The organism is Rhodoligotrophos defluvii (genome assembly GCF_005281615.1).
In the GTDB taxonomy this organism is placed as follows: Bacteria; Pseudomonadota; Alphaproteobacteria; order Rhizobiales; family Im1; genus Rhodoligotrophos; species Rhodoligotrophos defluvii.
Map to the genome: position 1 here is coordinate 315,862 of NZ_SZZM01000002.1, position 15,019 is coordinate 330,880.

Sequence of the window (15,019 nt, forward strand, 5' to 3'; positions counted from 1 at the left end):
ACCTTCAATGGACGTTCCAATCCTCGAGATAAGAAATCTCAGTGTCGCCCTTCCCAGGGGACTGGACCGCGCCTTTGCGGTGGAGGGCGTTTCGCTGTCGGTCAGGCCGCGGGAGATCGCCTGCGTGGTCGGCGAATCCGGCTCGGGAAAGTCGGTCACGGCATCCGTCGTAATGGGGCTTCTGCCGAAATCGCTCAGCATCACAAGCGGTTCTGTCAGGCTCGAAGGCGAAGAGATCAGCCGTGCATCCGAAGCGCGCATGAACACGCTCCGCGGCAATCGCATGGCGATGATCTTCCAGGAGCCACTGACGGCGCTCAATCCAGTCATGCGGCTCGGCGACCAGATCGCCGAAGTGCTGGCGCTCCACAAGCCGGAGATGAGCAAAGCGGCGGGGCATCAGCGGGTTCTGGAACTGATGGAAGACGTACGCCTACCGTCGCCAGAGACGATCTACCGGCGGTACCCGCATCAGATTTCCGGTGGGCAGCGCCAGAGGGTGATGATCGCGATGGCGCTCGCCATGGAGCCGGCGCTGATCATCGCAGACGAGCCGACGACCGCGCTCGATGTCACCACTCAAGCGCAGATCCTTCGGCTGTTCAAGGAACTGCTGGTAAAGCATGACAGCGGCATCCTGATGATCACCCATGATTTCGGCGTGGTCGCCGACGTTGCCGACCACGTCACGGTGATGCAGCACGGTCGGGTGGTCGAAAGCGGTGTTCCCGATGAGGTGCTCGGCAATCCGCAGCATCCCTACACGCGTGAGCTTATCGCGGCCGTGCCCCGGCTGCGCTACCTGCCGGCCGCGGCTCCGGCCGAGCCGACGCTGGAGGTGAAGAACCTGCATCTCACGTACCGCCAGACCGGCTGGTTTCGGAAGACGCAGGAGGTCCATGCACTGGACGGTGTCAGCTTCGCGCTCGCGCCGCGGGAGACGTTGGGCATTGTGGGGGAATCGGGATCCGGCAAAAGTACGCTGGCCAAAGCGGTGCTCGGCTTCGAGCAACCGAACGGCGGTGAGATTCTGTTCGGCAACCACGATCTGCTCTCGCTCTCCGCTAGCGCCCTCGCGAATGTCCGCCACCGTATCCAGATGATTTTCCAGGATCCCTACAGCTCGCTCAACCCGCGCCGCCGCATCGGGCAGTCGCTTGTCGAAGGCCCGGTACGCCACGGCAAATCGACCGCCGATGCCCGCAGGCGCGCCATCGAGCTGCTTGAGCTGGTGGGCCTGCAGGCCTCCTCGATGGACCGGTTTCCGCACGAGTTTTCGGGCGGCCAGAGGCAGCGCCTGTGTATCGCCCGGGCGCTAGCGCTCGAACCGGAGGTCATCGTCGCCGACGAGGCCGTCTCGGCACTGGATGTGACAGTTCAGGCGCAGGTGCTCGACCTGTTCAAGTCGCTCCAGAAAGAGCTCGGCTTCGCCATGCTCTTCATCACCCACGATCTCAGGGTCGCCTCCAACATCTGCAATCAGATCGCGGTGATGAGGCGCGGCAGGATCGTGGAAATGGGAGAGGCCAAGAGCGTTTTTGAAAACCCGCAGCATGGCTACACCCGAGAGCTTCTGGCGGCCCTTCCCGGTGCCGAGCTCCGGTGAAACGGTCAGTGCATCCCTTCAGGTCGATGCAAGCACATCGGCCTATCGGCTTGCCTGTTGGCGACAGGCCGGGCTTGAGGCACGCTATGCCAATGTTCCACCGCCGACCCGGTGTCCCAAGTTCTGTGAGATCTCGCGGGCGGCACCGAGGATGAGAGCAATCAACTCATCGTGGCGGTCCGTGCCGAAGCGGTAGATTGGTACGGTCAGCGTGACCGTCCCAGCCACGTGTCCTCTGCGGTCCCACACGGCTGCCGACAGGGCGCCGACGTCGCCGTCGAGTTCGCCCCAATTGACGGCATACCCTCTCTCCCGCGCCAGATCGAGCTCACATCTCAACACCTCGGGATCGGTGATGGTCTTGTCGTTGAAGCGTTTGAGGCCGGCTGCGCAATAAGCATCGATCGACTTTGCCGATTGGTGGGCAAGCAGCATCTTGCCCGCGGCGGTGCAATGACCGGGATCCCGACGGCCCGGCTCAGAGAAGGTCCTAACGGTCCTCGGGCCCACCGCCTGTTCGACGCAGACGGCATCCGCGCCGTCCCAGACGCTGTAGCTCGCCGTCTCGAGCGCAGCGTTGGCCAAAGCCTCGAGGGCCGGCCGCACGACGCTCTTGATCTCAAGTTCGAGGAGAACAGGTGCAGCGAGCGCAACGAGACCCGTTCCCAGCTTTATACGCTCCGTGAGGGGATCACGCTCGACGAAACGCTCTTCCGCCAGCGTGGCGACCAGGCGTGAAATCGAGCTTTTGTGCAGCCCTACCCGGCGCGCAATTTCATTGACGCCGATCGGTTCGCCGACCTCGGATATGCAGCGCAAGACGCCAATGGCGTGCTTGACCGCAGCAACACTCGAGCTGCGCGCTGGCACGGTCCTCGTCTCCTTCTTCACCATGTCTCCGAGCTTATCCGAACGGATTCGCGCTTGACCCGCCGCAAGGTTAGCAGCAAGCTATATGCACAACAGTGTTGCGCATAGCGCAACATGCACATTAGGAGATTTCGTCGTGGCAGGCAAGCTGGTCCTGGTTGCTACGCCTGGCGATGTTTTCTCCCGGCCCGTTTGACGGTGCAGAGGGGGCGGTCTTGGGGGCGGATAGAGAACAAAAGCCGCGGCTCATCGTAGGGATCAGCGGCGCCTCGGGCAGCCTGTATGGCGTTGTCGCCTTGGAGATGTTGCGAAATCTCGGGATCGAGACCCATCTGGTCGTGTCCCGTTCGGCCATGGTGACGCTCGCGCACGAACTGCCGATGAAGCTGCGCGAGGTGCACGCGCTCGCCACCGTCGTGCATCGTACCGAGGATATCGGCGCCTCTATCTCAAGCGGCTCGTTTCGCACGATGGGCATGTTGATTGCGCCCTGCTCGATCAGGACTCTGTCGGAGATCGCTTATGGCGTGACATCGAGCCTGCTCACTCGTGCCGCCGACGTCGTGCTGAAGGAACGGCGCCGGCTGGTGCTGATGGTCCGCGAGACGCCGCTGCATCTCGGGCACCTGAAGGCCATGACGGCGGTCACCGAAGCAGGTGCCATTGTCATGCCCCCGGTTCCCGCGCTTTATACCCACCCGGATTCGGTTGAGGACATCGTCCGCCACAGCGTCGGCCGGGCCCTCGATCTCTTCGGTCTCGATACGGGCGAGGAGCCACGCTGGGGCGAAGACATCGGCACCGGGACAAAATCTTCAAAGGCGCGCATCGCCGCCTTGAAGATGGATAGAGCCGCCAGAAGCCGCAATGCTGATGCCGCAGAAGCGCCCGAGCTGGAAGAGCTCGTGTGGCACTTCGCCCTGTCCTTCTACCGGCGGCCGGGCGTAGCTCAAGCATGTCTTGATCTCCAGGAGATGCTTCGCGCCGATATCGACATCGTGCTGCTCGGGCTTTTCGCAGCCCTCGAGCGGAACCTTCTGTTGGATGCATCGAGCTATGCCGAGCTGGATGCGCTGGTGAAGGATTGGCGCCGCGAGATCGTGCAGCCGCTCCGTCGCATTCGCACATCCCTTAAGTCAAAGCCCGAAGCCTCGCCCGCAACCCGTGAGCTCCGCGAGCGCATCAAGGGGGAAGAATTGGAGGCAGAGAAGATCGAGCTTGCCGTCTTGGCCGGTTGGTTGGACCAGCACGCCCCCCGAATGGCCAAAGTTGCCGAGCATGTCGACATCGACATCTGCCTTGACCGGATCCGGACCCATTTCGCCGGCGATCATTCGGATGGTCTCGACGATCAGGCGATTGGCGCTGCGTTGGCCATCCTAGCGGGCGCCGCCCGTGAGCACAGGATCGAGAAATTCCACACGAACAATAGTGACATTGAGGATATTCAGAGATCCCGCCATGCGTAATTATCTGCAAAAGTTGAAGGCGAGAGGCGAATTACTGGAAGTTCACCGCGAGGTGAATTGCAAGCACGAGCTGGCGGCCGTCACCGACGCTGCCCACCGCCGATGGGGCAAGCCCATCTTGTTCCACAATGTGACCGGATCAAAGCTCCCTGTGCTCACCAATATCTATGGCTCGCGCGAACGGCTCGCCGAGATCATTGGCATCGGGCCCGACGAATTCTGCAAGCAGTGGAGCAACATCGCGGCGATCGCCGAAAAGCGCTCCATGCCGGCATCGGTGCCCGCGAACGGCGACATCAAATATGTCGAGTGCAAATTGTCGGACCTGCCGCTGATCACCTATTCCGAGCGTGATGCCGCGCCTTATTTCACGTCAGCCATGTTCCTGGCCAAGGAGCCTGAGACCGGCGTTCAGAACCTGTCGTTCCATCGCTCCATGTATGTCAGCGACACCGAGCTGCGCTGCCGTTTGGCGCCGCGTCACCACCTCACGCTCTATCACGAGAAGGCCGAGCAAAAGGGCGAGTATCTGGAGGCGGCGATGCTTATCGGCCCGCCGCCGACGAGCTTCCTGACCGCGGCCGCGCCTCTGCCTTATGACAGCGATGAGATGGAGGTGGCGGCCAAACTGCAGGGCGCACCGATCGCCATGCGTCCCTGCAAGCATATCGACCTGATGGTGCCGGCCTCGACCGAAATCGTGATTGAAGGCCGCTTCATTCCCAACGAGCGTCGGGCGGAGGGACCCTTCGGCGAGTTCATGGGCTATTACACGCCCGTCGGCCAGAACGCGGTTTTCGAAGTGCTCGGCGTGACCTGCCGCGAGGATGCCATCTTCCATTCGATCCTATGCGGCTCGTCGGAAGAGGTGCTCACGCTCGAGCTTTCGGTCGCAGCGAACATCTATCAGCGCATCAGCGCGGTGTTGCCCGGCATCGTCGACGTGACGTGTCAGCCTTTCGTGCTGCATACGGTGGTGAAGATCCGTCAGCAATATGAAGGGCACGCCCGGCAAGTGCTGCTCGCGGTCTTTGGTGCGGAGCCGACCTGGGCGAAAGTTTGCACCGTCGTCGACGAAGACGTCGATATCTACAGCATGGACGACGTGATGTGGGCCGTGCTCACCCGCTCGCGGCCTGACAAGGACACCTTGATCATCCCCGAGACGCCGTCCTTCTATCGCGACGAGCACAAGGAGCATTGGGGGCGCCTCGGCATCGATGCGACCGTTCCTTTCGCACGTCGTCATGAATATGAACGCAAGAAAATTCCCGGTGCCAACACCGTGGATCTCTCCGCATATTTCGACAGTGAGTGAAGATGCGGAGCAACTTCAACAATAAAACCGGAGGGACCGTCGTGAAGAGATCGCACGTATTTACCGCGGCCATTACCGCTCTTCTTGCTGTCTGCAGCACGTCGTTCGAGGTGCGGGCACAAGAACCCAAGGCCATTACCTTTCTGACTAACTACGTCTACAATGGCCGGCATGCGCCATTCTTCGTGGGCCTGGAGAAAGGCTTCTACAAGGATGCAGGCTTCGACATAAGGATCGCGCCGGCGACGGGCAGCGGCTTCGTCCTCACGGCGGTAGACAGCGGTCAGGCGGATTTTGGCATGGCCGATGTCAGCTCCGTCGTTCAGTCCGTGGCCAAGGGCGCCAAGGTGAAGGCGTTCATGGTCTATACCGACGTGACGACCAACGGCCTGGCCTCGCTCACGCCCTACCCCACACCGGACACTGTGGTCGGCAAGAAGATCGCGGCCTCCCATACGGACAGTGTGCGGGTCATCCTTCCGATCATCTTCGACGAGCACAAGCTCGATATCTCCAAAATCGATTGGCAGGCGGCCGATCCCGGGGTCTATTTTTCACTGCTCCTCAGCGGCCAAGTCGACCTGATCACGGCGAGCTCGGACGGTGACATGCCGGCCCTGTCGAAAGTGGCCGCGGCCCAGGGGAAAAGCGTAGAATTCGCGGGCTTTGACCGCTGGGGCTACGACATCTTCGGCTATGTACTCGTGACGGACAACGCCAGGATCGAGAAAGACCCCAGCGAGCTGAAGCGTTTTAGCGACGCAACCAAAAAGGCGGTGGACTACGCCATCGCGCATCCCGAGGAGACGGCCGACATCATGGTCAAATACAATCCCACCATGGATCGCGACACGGTGCTGGCCCAGTGGTCGGGCACAATCGCATCGATGCAGACGCCCTATGCCAAGGAGCATGGCTATGGCGTGGCAACCGACGAGCGCATTCAACGATCGATCGACCTGGTGAAGAAAGCCATGAAGCTCGACGTCGCCATGACGCCCGATGACCTCTTCGCCCTGAAGGGTCATTGAGCCATCGGGTGCCGTGCAAGCACGGCGCCCGATCATTCGAGCTCGCTACTGCTGAAAAAACCATGGCAACATCCCTCCTTGTCGAAGGTCTCTCAAAGTCGTTCGGTTCGACGCTGGCGGTCGACAATGTCTCGTTCTCGGTGCCCGAGAACAGTTTCGTGTCGATCGTCGGCCCGAGCGGCTGCGGCAAGTCGACTTTGCTGCGCATCGCGGCGGGGCTCGTGCAGCCCAGCCACGGCCGCCTGCTGGTCCGCGGCAAGGAAGTGCGCGGGCCCATCCGCGATGTCGGCATGGTGTTCCAGGCCCCGGTACTGCTGCCCTGGCGCACGACGCTTGCCAACATTCTTTTCGTTGCCGAGATGGGAGGGCTGCGGGCCAACAAATATCAGGCGCGCGCCAAGGAACTGATGGCCTTGGCTGGCTTGACCGGCTTCGAGGCAAGCTATCCTCACGAATTGTCAGGCGGCATGCAGCAGCGGGCGGCGATCTGCCGGGCGATGCTTATGAAACCGCCGCTGATCCTCATGGATGAACCGTTCGGCGCGCTGGACGTCATCACCCGCGAGCGCATGGGCTTTGCCCTGCAGACCCTATGGGAGGAAATCCGCAGCACGGTGCTGTTCGTCACCCACAGCATCACCGAGGCCGTGCTGCTCTCGGATACGGTGATCGTCATGACACCGCGTCCCGGGCGGATCCGCGACATAGTCTCGGTCGACCTGCCGCGCCCGCGTACCACCGCCACCTTGCGCGATCCACGGTTCGTCGACTTGTCGGCTCGGGTGCGCGACGGCATCGAGGCGGGCGAGACGGAGTATTGATCATGCAGAATTCGCTCCGGCCCGTGCTCGCCTTCGCCGCCCTGCTGCTGATCTGGCAGTTCGGCGCTCCGCTCGCCGGAATTCCCAGTTACGTTCTGCCGCTCCCGTCGGCCATCGCCGAGCGCTTCGCCGAGACTGCCTCGGTGCAGTTTCAGGGTCTGGCGATGACCGCGCTGACCACGCTGGTGGGCCTGGCGATGGCTCTCGTCTCGGGCGTGCTGCTGGCGCTTGCCGTCGTCTACGTCCCCTCGCTCCGATCCGTGGTCATGCCGCTCCTGGCAGCATTCAACTCCATCCCCAAGATCGCGATCGCGCCTTTATTCGTGATCTGGTTCGGCTTAGGTATCGAGTCGAAGATCCTGCTGGCTTTCCTGCTCGCCCTGTTTCCGATCTTTGTCAACTCGCTGACCGGGCTCGGCGAGATCGATGCAGATGTCATCGATCTGTCGACGCTTTCCGGCGGAACGCGCTGGCGTATCTTCATGAAGGTGCGCTTGATGAACGCTATTCCTTACATCACGGATGCGCTCAAGGTGGCATTCCCGCTGGCGCTGGTCGGCTCGATCGTCGGTGAGTTCATCGGCGGGAATGATGGCATAGGGCATCTGATCCTGTCGGGGCAATTCAATCTCGACACACCACTGGTCTTTGCTGCGCTGTTCTCGATCACGGCCTTTACGATGCTGGGCATCGGCGCCGTCTCGCTGTTCGAGCGCCTGGTCCTGACGTGGCGGCCGTCGCAGCGTAAGCGCTGATTTGAATGAGATGGGTTGCGATCAGGAGGCCTCACGATCGCAACAACGGCAGATCGCTATAGAGTGCCGAAGCGATCGTAGCGGTTCCCTTCGTGATTACCGTCAGCTCGGTCCGACCCCACCACCTCCTCGTTCTCCAGCGAAATCATGCGATTGCGCCTAAACGATACCGACTCTGTCCGGGCACGAAGAGATAGCTGCGCGGCACCCCGCGTGGACCGTGTCTCCCTCACTTGGCGAACGTCGCTTCGGCCCGCATCGCCAGCTCGCCTTCAGGCCCGCGCGCCCATACCTTGAGCTTGCCGTCCCTTTCCCCCGCCTTGGCCTCGAGACGGAAGGGCCGGTCCACGAAGAGCGGCGCCTGGCCGCGAAAGTCGAAGGTTTCGAGCCGTGCCCCGGAGCGGCAGCGGACCGCAAAGCCCTGCAGCAGTGTGGCAATCAGAGGCCCGTGCACCACGAGATCCGGATAGCCCTCCTCACCCGCCGCATAAGGCTTATCATAGTGGATGCGATGGCCGTTCGAGGTGAGCGCGGAATAGCGGAACAGGAGAACCGTGTCGGGCACCACCTCCTCCGACCACTCCGCCCCTTCCGGAGCGGGTGCGGGTGCCGGCTTCGGCGCATCGGGTGCGGGGGCCTCGCGGTAGACGATGTCCTGCTCCTCGCTGATGCAGGGCTGCCCCTCGCAGGAAATCGTGTGGCGCACCGTCACGAAGACCAGATCGCCGGCGCGCCCCGATTTCGAGACCACATTGGCGATCTCGCTCTCCTTTACCGCTTCCGCGCCGACGGGAAGCGGCGCGTGATAGTTGAGGCGCCCGCCCGCCCACATCCGGCGCGGCAGCTTCACGTCGGGCAGGAAACCTCCGCGTTTGGGATGTCCATCATGCCCCAGCCGGCTTCGGGCGACGAACGGATTGAAGTAGAGCCAGTGCCAGCCCGGCGGCAGAGCATCACCCAGCGCGGGCGCCGGGCCAAGGTCCAGCGTCGCGGCCAGCGCCGCTGCCCGCTCGGGCAGGATCGTCCCGCTCAGCCGCTCGGTCCGGCCGATGGCTTCGGCATAGTCGTTACCCGCCGTCATGGCGTCGGCCTCCCGCTCCGTTCAGTAGATGACCCCGTCCTCGACGAGGCGCGCATAGTCGGCCCGTCCCATCCCCAGCAACTCGCCATAGACATATTCCTCGTGCTCGCCCAATCCGGGCGTTCCGCGCTCGATGGTCGGATCGTCGCTGCGCGAGAACCGTGCCGGAAACCCCACGGCCAGCCTCTCGCGGCCACCGGTCTCCCACACGGGCACCACCGCGCGGCGCACCCGCAGGTGGGTGTCCAGCGCCACGTCCCGCATGCTCCATGAGACGTGCGCCGGCACCCCCGCCTCCTGGAGCTGATGGGCAGCATCCTCCGCATCGACGCCGGCGCTCCACGCAGAGACGAGCGAATCAACCGCATCACGCGCCTTCACCCGCGCTTCCGCAGTGGCATAGCGTAAATCCCGTGCCAGCTCCGGCTGCCCCATCACCCGTGCCAGGGCAGCCCATTCTGCATCGTCGGTGACGGCGATGCTCAGCCAGCGATCCTTCATCCTTGTGGCATAAAGCCCGTGCGGGGCATATTTGGGATGCGCATTGCCCATGCGCTTCACCTGAACACCGGCAGAGCTCGCCGCCAGCGCCTCACCCACCAAGGATGAGGCGACCTCCCGCGCGGCGATGTCCACATGGCTGCCCTGCCCCGTCCGGCGCCGCTTGTGCAATGCGCCCACCGTCGCCAGTGCCGCGTTCATGCCGACCGAATGGTCCATCACATGGCGCATCTCGACGGGAGGGCCGTCCTCGTAGCCCGTGAGATGACCCAGCCCGCCCCAGGCGCCGAACAGGGGCGCATAGCCCGCGAAGTGGGAGTCCGGCCCGGTCTGGCCGGAGGAGGAAACCGAGACCATGACAATGTCCGGTTTCACCTCGCGCAAGACCTCGTACCCCAGACCCAGGCGCTTCATCACGCCGGCCCGAAAGCTTTCCGCGGCGACATCGGAAATCGCAACAAGCCGCTTGGCAAGGGCGACCCCTTGCGGATGCTTGAGGTTGAGCCGCACCGACAGCTTGTTCGACGCCACCTGGTCGAATGTCGCCGGCCCGAACCGGCCATAGACGGCATGGGGCTTGCGAAAGATGTCGGGCCGGTGCGCGCTCTCGATCTTGATGCACTCGGCGCCAAGCTGCGAGAGCATATGCGTACAGAACGGACCCGCGGCATGAACGGTGAAATCGGCTATGCGCACACCCTCCAGAGGCTTCATGCGCTGACTCTCCCGGCATCCGCGGCCGCCCTTCGCCCGCCTTTTTCCAGCAAAGCCTGGTCCGCCCCTGGCGCAGGTGCCCCGCCATCGAGCGGCAGGGGCTCCGTCCCGAAGCGGAAGGGAGCGGACTGGACCTTCACCTGCCCTACGCCCGGCACCTCGACATCGCGGAAGATGCCGCGCGCCGTCTCATGCGCACCGTTCAGGATATCGTCCGGCGTGTTGTAGCGTGCCATGGGTACGCCCAGCTCCTGTGCATGCGCCACCAGCTCCTGCACATCGTGCGCGCGCGCCCATGCCCTGATATGCTCGTTGATCTCCGCACCACGCCGGCTGCGTTCGGCCGCATCGTCCAGCGCCCCGTCCATCGCCCATTCAGGGTTGCCCATCAGGCGGACGAGGCCCTGCCACTGCCGTTCTTCGAGCGTGAGAAGCTCCACATAGCCGTCACGGCACTCGATCACGCCGCCGAAGCGGAAGGAGCGCGTCAGCCGGTGCTCGAGCGATCCGTCCCCCAGCCGCTGCAGGGCGAAGGCACTCACGGCGAGATTGGCGTCCTGTATGGAAACGTCCACGAACTGCCCCTCGCAGCCCTCGTCATTGAGCCCACCGGCCAAAAGGGCCGAAAGCCCGGAGAAAGCGGCAACCACGCCGCCCTGCATCTCCGCGAAATGCCCGGCGATCTTGAGAGGCGGTCGGTCGGGAAACATGTCGGCCGACAGGCCATTGGGCAGCAGATAGCCTTCACCTCCGGCGTGGATCAGGTTGATCTCGCATCCCTTCCACCCGGCCTTCGGCCCCTCCGCCCCGAAGGGCAGCACCGAAACATACACCAGGTGCGGATGACGCGCCGCGACCGCCGCCTGGTCGAGACCCAGGGCCGGCCGGCCAGCCAGCGGCGTGTCGTCGATCAGGATCTGTGCCCCGGCCACCAGCCGGTTGAAATCCGTACGCTCCGCCTCGTCGTGCAGGTCGCAGATCACGCTGCGCTTGCCCGCGGCGAGATAAATGAAAAGCGCACTTTGCCGGGATTCGCCTTCAAGAAAAGGCGGCTCGCGCCGCAACGGGCAGAGGGAGGGAGACTCAACCATGATGACCTCCGCCCCCATCGCCGCGAGAAGGCGCCCGGCATAGGCCGCAGCCACGCCCGAGGCGTGCTCCACGACCGTCACGCCCGCGAGGGGTTTGTCCTGCTGCATCGCCTGAGGCTTTCCTGCCCGGCTCAGCGCACGACAGGCAGTTCGAGATCGAGCGCGGAGCCGTCGAAAGACACCCTGGCGTTCGGGTCGCGGCTCGGCAAAATTACCGTCGCCAGACCCGGGGTCGTGATCTCGCCGCGCTGGTTCTCACCCCAGATCTCCAGATCGACGAGCGCGAAACCATCCTTCATGTATTTGCGCGATACCTTGCCCTTGCACCATGTCGTATCGCCCATGGTGTTGAAGCGCCGCATCTCGGTGCGCACCCGTTTGAGGAAAGCGGCGTCGCCCATCCAGTTGGTGACCAGCGAGCACATCCAGGATGACCGCTGCGGGCCGTAGTCATAGACGCCCGGAACACCGACCTCTTTGGCAGTCGATTCGCGATGATGTCCAATGCCCGTATATTCGATGCCGCCGCCCGCTTCGGGATTGCGGAAGAAGTGCCCGGGATGCTTCATTGCCGCCTGAAAGACGACACCGTGCGTGTGGCCGCGGCCGCTGCCGACGAGGAAACCCATCGTGTCCATGAGCGAGAGCGGTCCACGTACGATCGGATCGAGCTGCTCGCCTTCCTTCACGTCCTCCCAATAGCGCACGTTGCTGCCGCGGATACGCTCGGGCTCGCGCATGATCGCGTCGTCGATGGCCTCGTATTCCTCGGGCGTGTATTCATGCGTCTTGATGTCCTTGTATTTGCCGGCCTCGCGCGCGGCCCTGCGCTCGTGCCGGGTACAGGTGCCAAGCGCGCGCGCGACGATTTCGCCACGCTGGTTGCTGTAGGTCGCCTCCACATATTGCAGCACCAGGCGGCCGGAGAACTTGCTCTGCTTCTCCTCCACGCCCACCACGCGCTCGATGGCGCTGATGCGGTCACCCGGCCGTATGTGGCGAAACAGCTCCCAGTCGTTTCCCGCGTAGAAACCGTGCACGCCCGGAAGGCCCCAGCGCGTGCGCCCCACCCAGCCGAAGGCCATGGGAAACATCGGGTGCCCGATCTGACCGCCATAACGCGAATTGCGGCCGTATTCCTGCTCACGGTACAGCGGGTTCAGGTCGCCTATGCCGTTGCACCAGTTGCGCAGAGTATCCGTGGTCGCATCCTGCAGATACGGGCCTTCTGGGCGCAATTGTAGGCCGATCATGGCCCGGGCGGCGGCGACAGCCTCGTCCGTGATCTTTCCCTCTGCCGGGGCGGTCCCGACATCCTGCTCGGCCTTCTGCTTGGTCGCCATCGTGGTCACGGCACGCGTCTCCCTTCGAATTTCCTGCCCAGCTTGCCCTCGGGAATGCCGAGGATCGGCTCTTCCGATATTTAATGCATTTTATTTTTCACAGTCAATCGGCATTCGGGAAGAGAATTGCGACGCCAGCAGGAAATTCGGAATTTTAGGAGTTAATTGCTTTCTTGCGCGTTCGACGCGCACAGAAACAATGCATTATTTGCGAAGCAGCGAACCGGGGCAGTCAGAATTCCACCCCCGCCGCAGTCGTGACCTGCGCATAGCGGCGCAATCCGGCCAGAGCATAGTCATGCTCCTCCTTCGTTGCGCCGGCGCAGCAATCTTCCAGGACGACACAGGCATAGTCGCGGTCATGCCCTTCCCGCACCGCCGCCGAGACGACGCCATTGGTCGACACCCCGGCCAGGATCAGCCGCCCTATGCCCTGCGCACGTAGAAACGGTTCCAGCCTCGTGCCGTAAAAGGGGCTGACCCGGTGCTTGATAATGTCCAAATCGCCTTCCTGCGGAGCGAAATCGGCGAAGACCTCGGTTCCCCAGGCACCGAGGATGAAGAGCCCGTTCTCGCGTGCCTTGGAGAAAACCGGTGATCCGGGCGGGCATTCGGCATAATCGGGCGAAAACCCGACGCGCACATAGCCCACCCTTGTGCCGGCCTCGCGCGCCCGCCTGATTGCGAGCACCGTGTTTTCGTAGACCCCGCGCTCCCGGCAGAGCGGCACATATGTCTTGGCGCCCATCCCTTCGGGGTGGACCAGGTCGTTGATCATGTCCATGACAAGCAGAACGGTGTCGGAAGCCATATTCCGTCTCCTCGTTTCTTCATTTCTGCAATCGGGCAAGCCCGCGGAAACGTCGGAACGAGGTCGGCGTTTCTTCGGCCTATCCGCTGTAGCTTGCCTTGAATTCTTCCCAGCCGGCGCGGATATGCGTGCGCAGGGCGGCGAGCATCGCGCCCTCGTCGCGTGCCAGGATCGCGCTCAGCATCTCCCGATGCTCGCGGGAGGCGCGCTCGATGCGATTGTCGAGCTTGTTGATCAGGTCGAACGGATATCGCGCCCAGAGGGTGCGCACGAACCGCAGCGTCTGCGGCAGATCTGCGGCAAGGTAGAGCAGCTCGTGGAAGCGATAGTTGATCTTGCGCACGGCATCGCGGTCTCCACGTGCAGCCGCATCGTCCAACTCGCCCTGCAGCGCGCGCAGACCCTCCATCTCGGCCGCCGTCAGGCGCTGCATCGCCTTCAATGCCAGTTTCGATTCGAGCGTCACGCGCAGGTCGACGATCTCTTCGGTCGCGTTCAGATCGAAGGGCGCCACGACCGCCCCTCGATGCGAGGTGCCGAGGATGAAGCCTTCCGCCTCGAGAAGCTTTATCGCCTCGCGCACCGGCGTAATGCTCGTCCCGGTCATTTCCGCGATCTGTGCCTGCTTCAGCTTCGATCCACGCGGGAATTGACCGGAAATAATGCCTTCTCGAAGGTAATCGGCGATCCGCTCTTCCTTGGTCTGGTGCTTCAACCTGTTGGCCTTCCGTGCACTTTTCAGACGTCTCACAGCATGTGGAGAATTGCATAATGCACTCCTTCACAAGGGCATGATCTCACCTGCGGGTGGGTGAAACGTCAAGCCGGAAGATGTTTTGCGTGTTTTCCACGGGATAGATCTCGGCAATCCGCGGATCATGGGCGGGAAGCACGTGGTCGTCGCTGTCGGCAAGCGCCCGGATCCGGTCGTGGGCGGCGATCATGTCGGAGAGGTTGAAGGCCACCGCAAAGGGTATGCCCCGCTCGTATTCCTCATAGTAATGCAGCGCGTCCGAGGCGAGCACCACCCACCCGCGGCCGGTGCGCACCCGCACGACCTCCTGCCCGGCGCAATGCCCGCCTACCCAATGCACACTCACGCCTTGGGCTATGTGCTCGTCCCGCCCGTGCAGCGAAAGCCGTCCGCCATGCAGGAGATGGACGAGGCGCGAAATCTCATCCGGCTCGTAGGCACGGCGGAACCAGGGCTTTTCCATCCAAGGCCCCGTGACATAGGCCATCTCCTCCGCCTGCATGTGGAAACGGGCGTGCGGAAAAGCGTCCAGATATCCCAGGTGATCGTAATGAGCATGCGTGAGGATGACCGTGTCCGCCGTCGCGGCGTCCACGCCCAGTGTGGCCAAAGCCTGCACCGGGCTCAGGAGATGGGTGTGGCCGTGCTTTGCCGCCTTCTGCGGATCCATGCCGGTATCGACGACAATGGCCCGTCCATCGCCGATCAGAACCCAGGAATAAAAGTCCAACACCTGGGGTGCTGCCGGATCGGCCTCAAGGATGAAGTTCTGGCCGCGCCTGCGCTCCTTGTTGGTCGCATGGCGGATGCCGTAGATGCGCCACGTCGCTCCCTTCTCTGCGGCCTCAGGCATG

Annotated in this window: 14 protein-coding genes and 1 pseudogene; 7 read left to right on the top strand and 8 right to left on the bottom strand. The window is 63.1% G+C overall.

Translation table 11 applies throughout. From position 1 onward, the window contains the following. Window positions 1-7: 7 nt before the first annotated feature. Complete coding sequence (locus tag E4P09_RS10610; protein ID WP_205042111.1) at window positions 8-1,606, top strand: ABC transporter ATP-binding protein; 1,599 nt, start codon at window positions 8-10, stop codon at window positions 1,604-1,606. A gap of 84 nt (window positions 1,607-1,690) precedes the next feature. Here E4P09_RS10610 and E4P09_RS10615 read toward each other — a convergent pair whose 3' ends face one another. Next, window positions 1,691-2,500, bottom strand: coding sequence for an IclR family transcriptional regulator (locus E4P09_RS10615; RefSeq protein WP_137389583.1), 810 nt, complete (start codon window positions 2,498-2,500; stop codon window positions 1,691-1,693). Window positions 2,501-2,691: 191 nt separating this feature from the next. On the opposite strand from E4P09_RS10615, the pseudogene E4P09_RS26460 reads away from it, so the two are divergent. From E4P09_RS26460 to E4P09_RS10640, 6 genes and pseudogenes are all read left to right on the top strand, one after another. Then, window positions 2,692-3,261 (top strand): annotated as a pseudogene (locus E4P09_RS26460) (UbiX family flavin prenyltransferase); the annotation flags it as partial. A 57-nt stretch (window positions 3,262-3,318) separates the two neighbouring features. Continuing rightward, window positions 3,319-3,945 carry a TIGR02444 family protein gene (locus E4P09_RS26465; protein WP_239025185.1) on the top strand — a complete coding sequence of 209 codons (627 nt, stop codon included), beginning with the start codon at window positions 3,319-3,321 and terminating at the stop codon, window positions 3,943-3,945. Beyond that, window positions 3,938-5,263: a UbiD family decarboxylase gene (locus E4P09_RS10625; RefSeq protein WP_137389585.1), complete on the top strand. Its 1,326-nt coding sequence runs from the start codon at window positions 3,938-3,940 to the stop codon at window positions 5,261-5,263. The genes E4P09_RS26465 and E4P09_RS10625 overlap by 8 nt, the downstream gene beginning before the upstream one ends. A gap of 41 nt (window positions 5,264-5,304) precedes the next feature. Continuing rightward, window positions 5,305-6,294, top strand: a complete 990-nt coding sequence (locus E4P09_RS10630; protein WP_170984357.1) for an ABC transporter substrate-binding protein — start codon at window positions 5,305-5,307, stop codon at window positions 6,292-6,294. A 62-nt stretch (window positions 6,295-6,356) separates the two neighbouring features. Next, the gene (locus tag E4P09_RS10635) at window positions 6,357-7,115 is read left to right on the top strand and encodes an ABC transporter ATP-binding protein (protein WP_137389587.1); all 759 of its coding nucleotides are present in this window, start codon (window positions 6,357-6,359) and stop codon (window positions 7,113-7,115) included. A gap of 23 nt (window positions 7,116-7,138) precedes the next feature. Beyond that, the gene (locus E4P09_RS10640; RefSeq protein ID WP_170984358.1) at window positions 7,139-7,870 is read left to right on the top strand and encodes an ABC transporter permease; all 732 of its coding nucleotides are present in this window, start codon (window positions 7,139-7,141) and stop codon (window positions 7,868-7,870) included. Window positions 7,871-8,099: 229 nt separating this feature from the next. Here the strand turns inward: E4P09_RS10640 and E4P09_RS10645 are convergent, their stop codons facing one another. The 7 genes from E4P09_RS10645 to E4P09_RS10675 form a co-directional block, all read right to left on the bottom strand. Further along, entirely contained in the window at window positions 8,100-8,951 is an 852-nt protein-coding gene (locus E4P09_RS10645) for an HTD2 family dehydratase (protein WP_137389589.1), read from the bottom strand. Between the two features lie 21 nt (window positions 8,952-8,972). After that, complete coding sequence (locus E4P09_RS10650; RefSeq protein ID WP_137389590.1) at window positions 8,973-10,166, bottom strand: CaiB/BaiF CoA transferase family protein; 1,194 nt, start codon at window positions 10,164-10,166, stop codon at window positions 8,973-8,975. After that, a complete protein-coding gene (locus E4P09_RS10655) occupies window positions 10,163-11,365 on the bottom strand; it encodes a CaiB/BaiF CoA transferase family protein (RefSeq protein ID WP_137389591.1) in 1,203 nt (400 codons plus the stop codon). The genes E4P09_RS10650 and E4P09_RS10655 overlap by 4 nt, the downstream gene beginning before the upstream one ends. 23 nt (window positions 11,366-11,388) lie before the next feature. After that, entirely contained in the window at window positions 11,389-12,600 is a 1,212-nt protein-coding gene (locus E4P09_RS10660) for an FAS1-like dehydratase domain-containing protein (protein ID WP_137390263.1), read from the bottom strand. A gap of 232 nt (window positions 12,601-12,832) precedes the next feature. Then, entirely contained in the window at window positions 12,833-13,411 is a 579-nt protein-coding gene (locus E4P09_RS10665) for a cysteine hydrolase family protein (protein ID WP_137389592.1), read from the bottom strand. Between the two features lie 79 nt (window positions 13,412-13,490). Continuing rightward, window positions 13,491-14,126 (bottom strand): GntR family transcriptional regulator, encoded by a 636-nt coding sequence (locus E4P09_RS10670; RefSeq protein WP_137389593.1) that lies wholly within the window; start codon window positions 14,124-14,126, stop codon window positions 13,491-13,493. A gap of 82 nt (window positions 14,127-14,208) precedes the next feature. Beyond that, window positions 14,209-15,018, bottom strand: coding sequence for an N-acyl homoserine lactonase family protein (locus tag E4P09_RS10675; RefSeq protein WP_137389594.1), 810 nt, complete (start codon window positions 15,016-15,018; stop codon window positions 14,209-14,211). Window position 15,019: the final 1 nt, after the last annotated feature.

Bases quoted from the DNA above. Each gene is read 5' to 3' on its own strand.
- E4P09_RS10610 (WP_205042111.1), top strand. From the start codon at position 8: ATGGACGTTCCAATCCTCGAGATAAGAAATCTCAGTGTCGCCCTTCCC.
- E4P09_RS10615 (WP_137389583.1), bottom strand. From the start codon at position 2,500: ATGGTGAAGAAGGAGACGAGGACCGTGCCAGCGCGCAGCTCGAGTGTT.
- E4P09_RS26465 (WP_239025185.1), top strand. From the start codon at position 3,319: ATGGATAGAGCCGCCAGAAGCCGCAATGCTGATGCCGCAGAAGCGCCC.
- E4P09_RS10625 (WP_137389585.1), top strand. From the start codon at position 3,938: ATGCGTAATTATCTGCAAAAGTTGAAGGCGAGAGGCGAATTACTGGAA.
- E4P09_RS10635 (WP_137389587.1), top strand. From the start codon at position 6,357: ATGGCAACATCCCTCCTTGTCGAAGGTCTCTCAAAGTCGTTCGGTTCG.
- E4P09_RS10645 (WP_137389589.1), bottom strand. From the start codon at position 8,951: ATGACGGCGGGTAACGACTATGCCGAAGCCATCGGCCGGACCGAGCGG.
- E4P09_RS10650 (WP_137389590.1), bottom strand. From the start codon at position 10,166: ATGAAGCCTCTGGAGGGTGTGCGCATAGCCGATTTCACCGTTCATGCC.
- E4P09_RS10655 (WP_137389591.1), bottom strand. From the start codon at position 11,365: ATGCAGCAGGACAAACCCCTCGCGGGCGTGACGGTCGTGGAGCACGCC.
- E4P09_RS10660 (WP_137390263.1), bottom strand. From the start codon at position 12,600: ATGGCGACCAAGCAGAAGGCCGAGCAGGATGTCGGGACCGCCCCGGCA.
- E4P09_RS10665 (WP_137389592.1), bottom strand. From the start codon at position 13,411: ATGGCTTCCGACACCGTTCTGCTTGTCATGGACATGATCAACGACCTG.
- E4P09_RS10675 (WP_137389594.1), bottom strand. From the start codon at position 15,018: ATGCCTGAGGCCGCAGAGAAGGGAGCGACGTGGCGCATCTACGGCATC.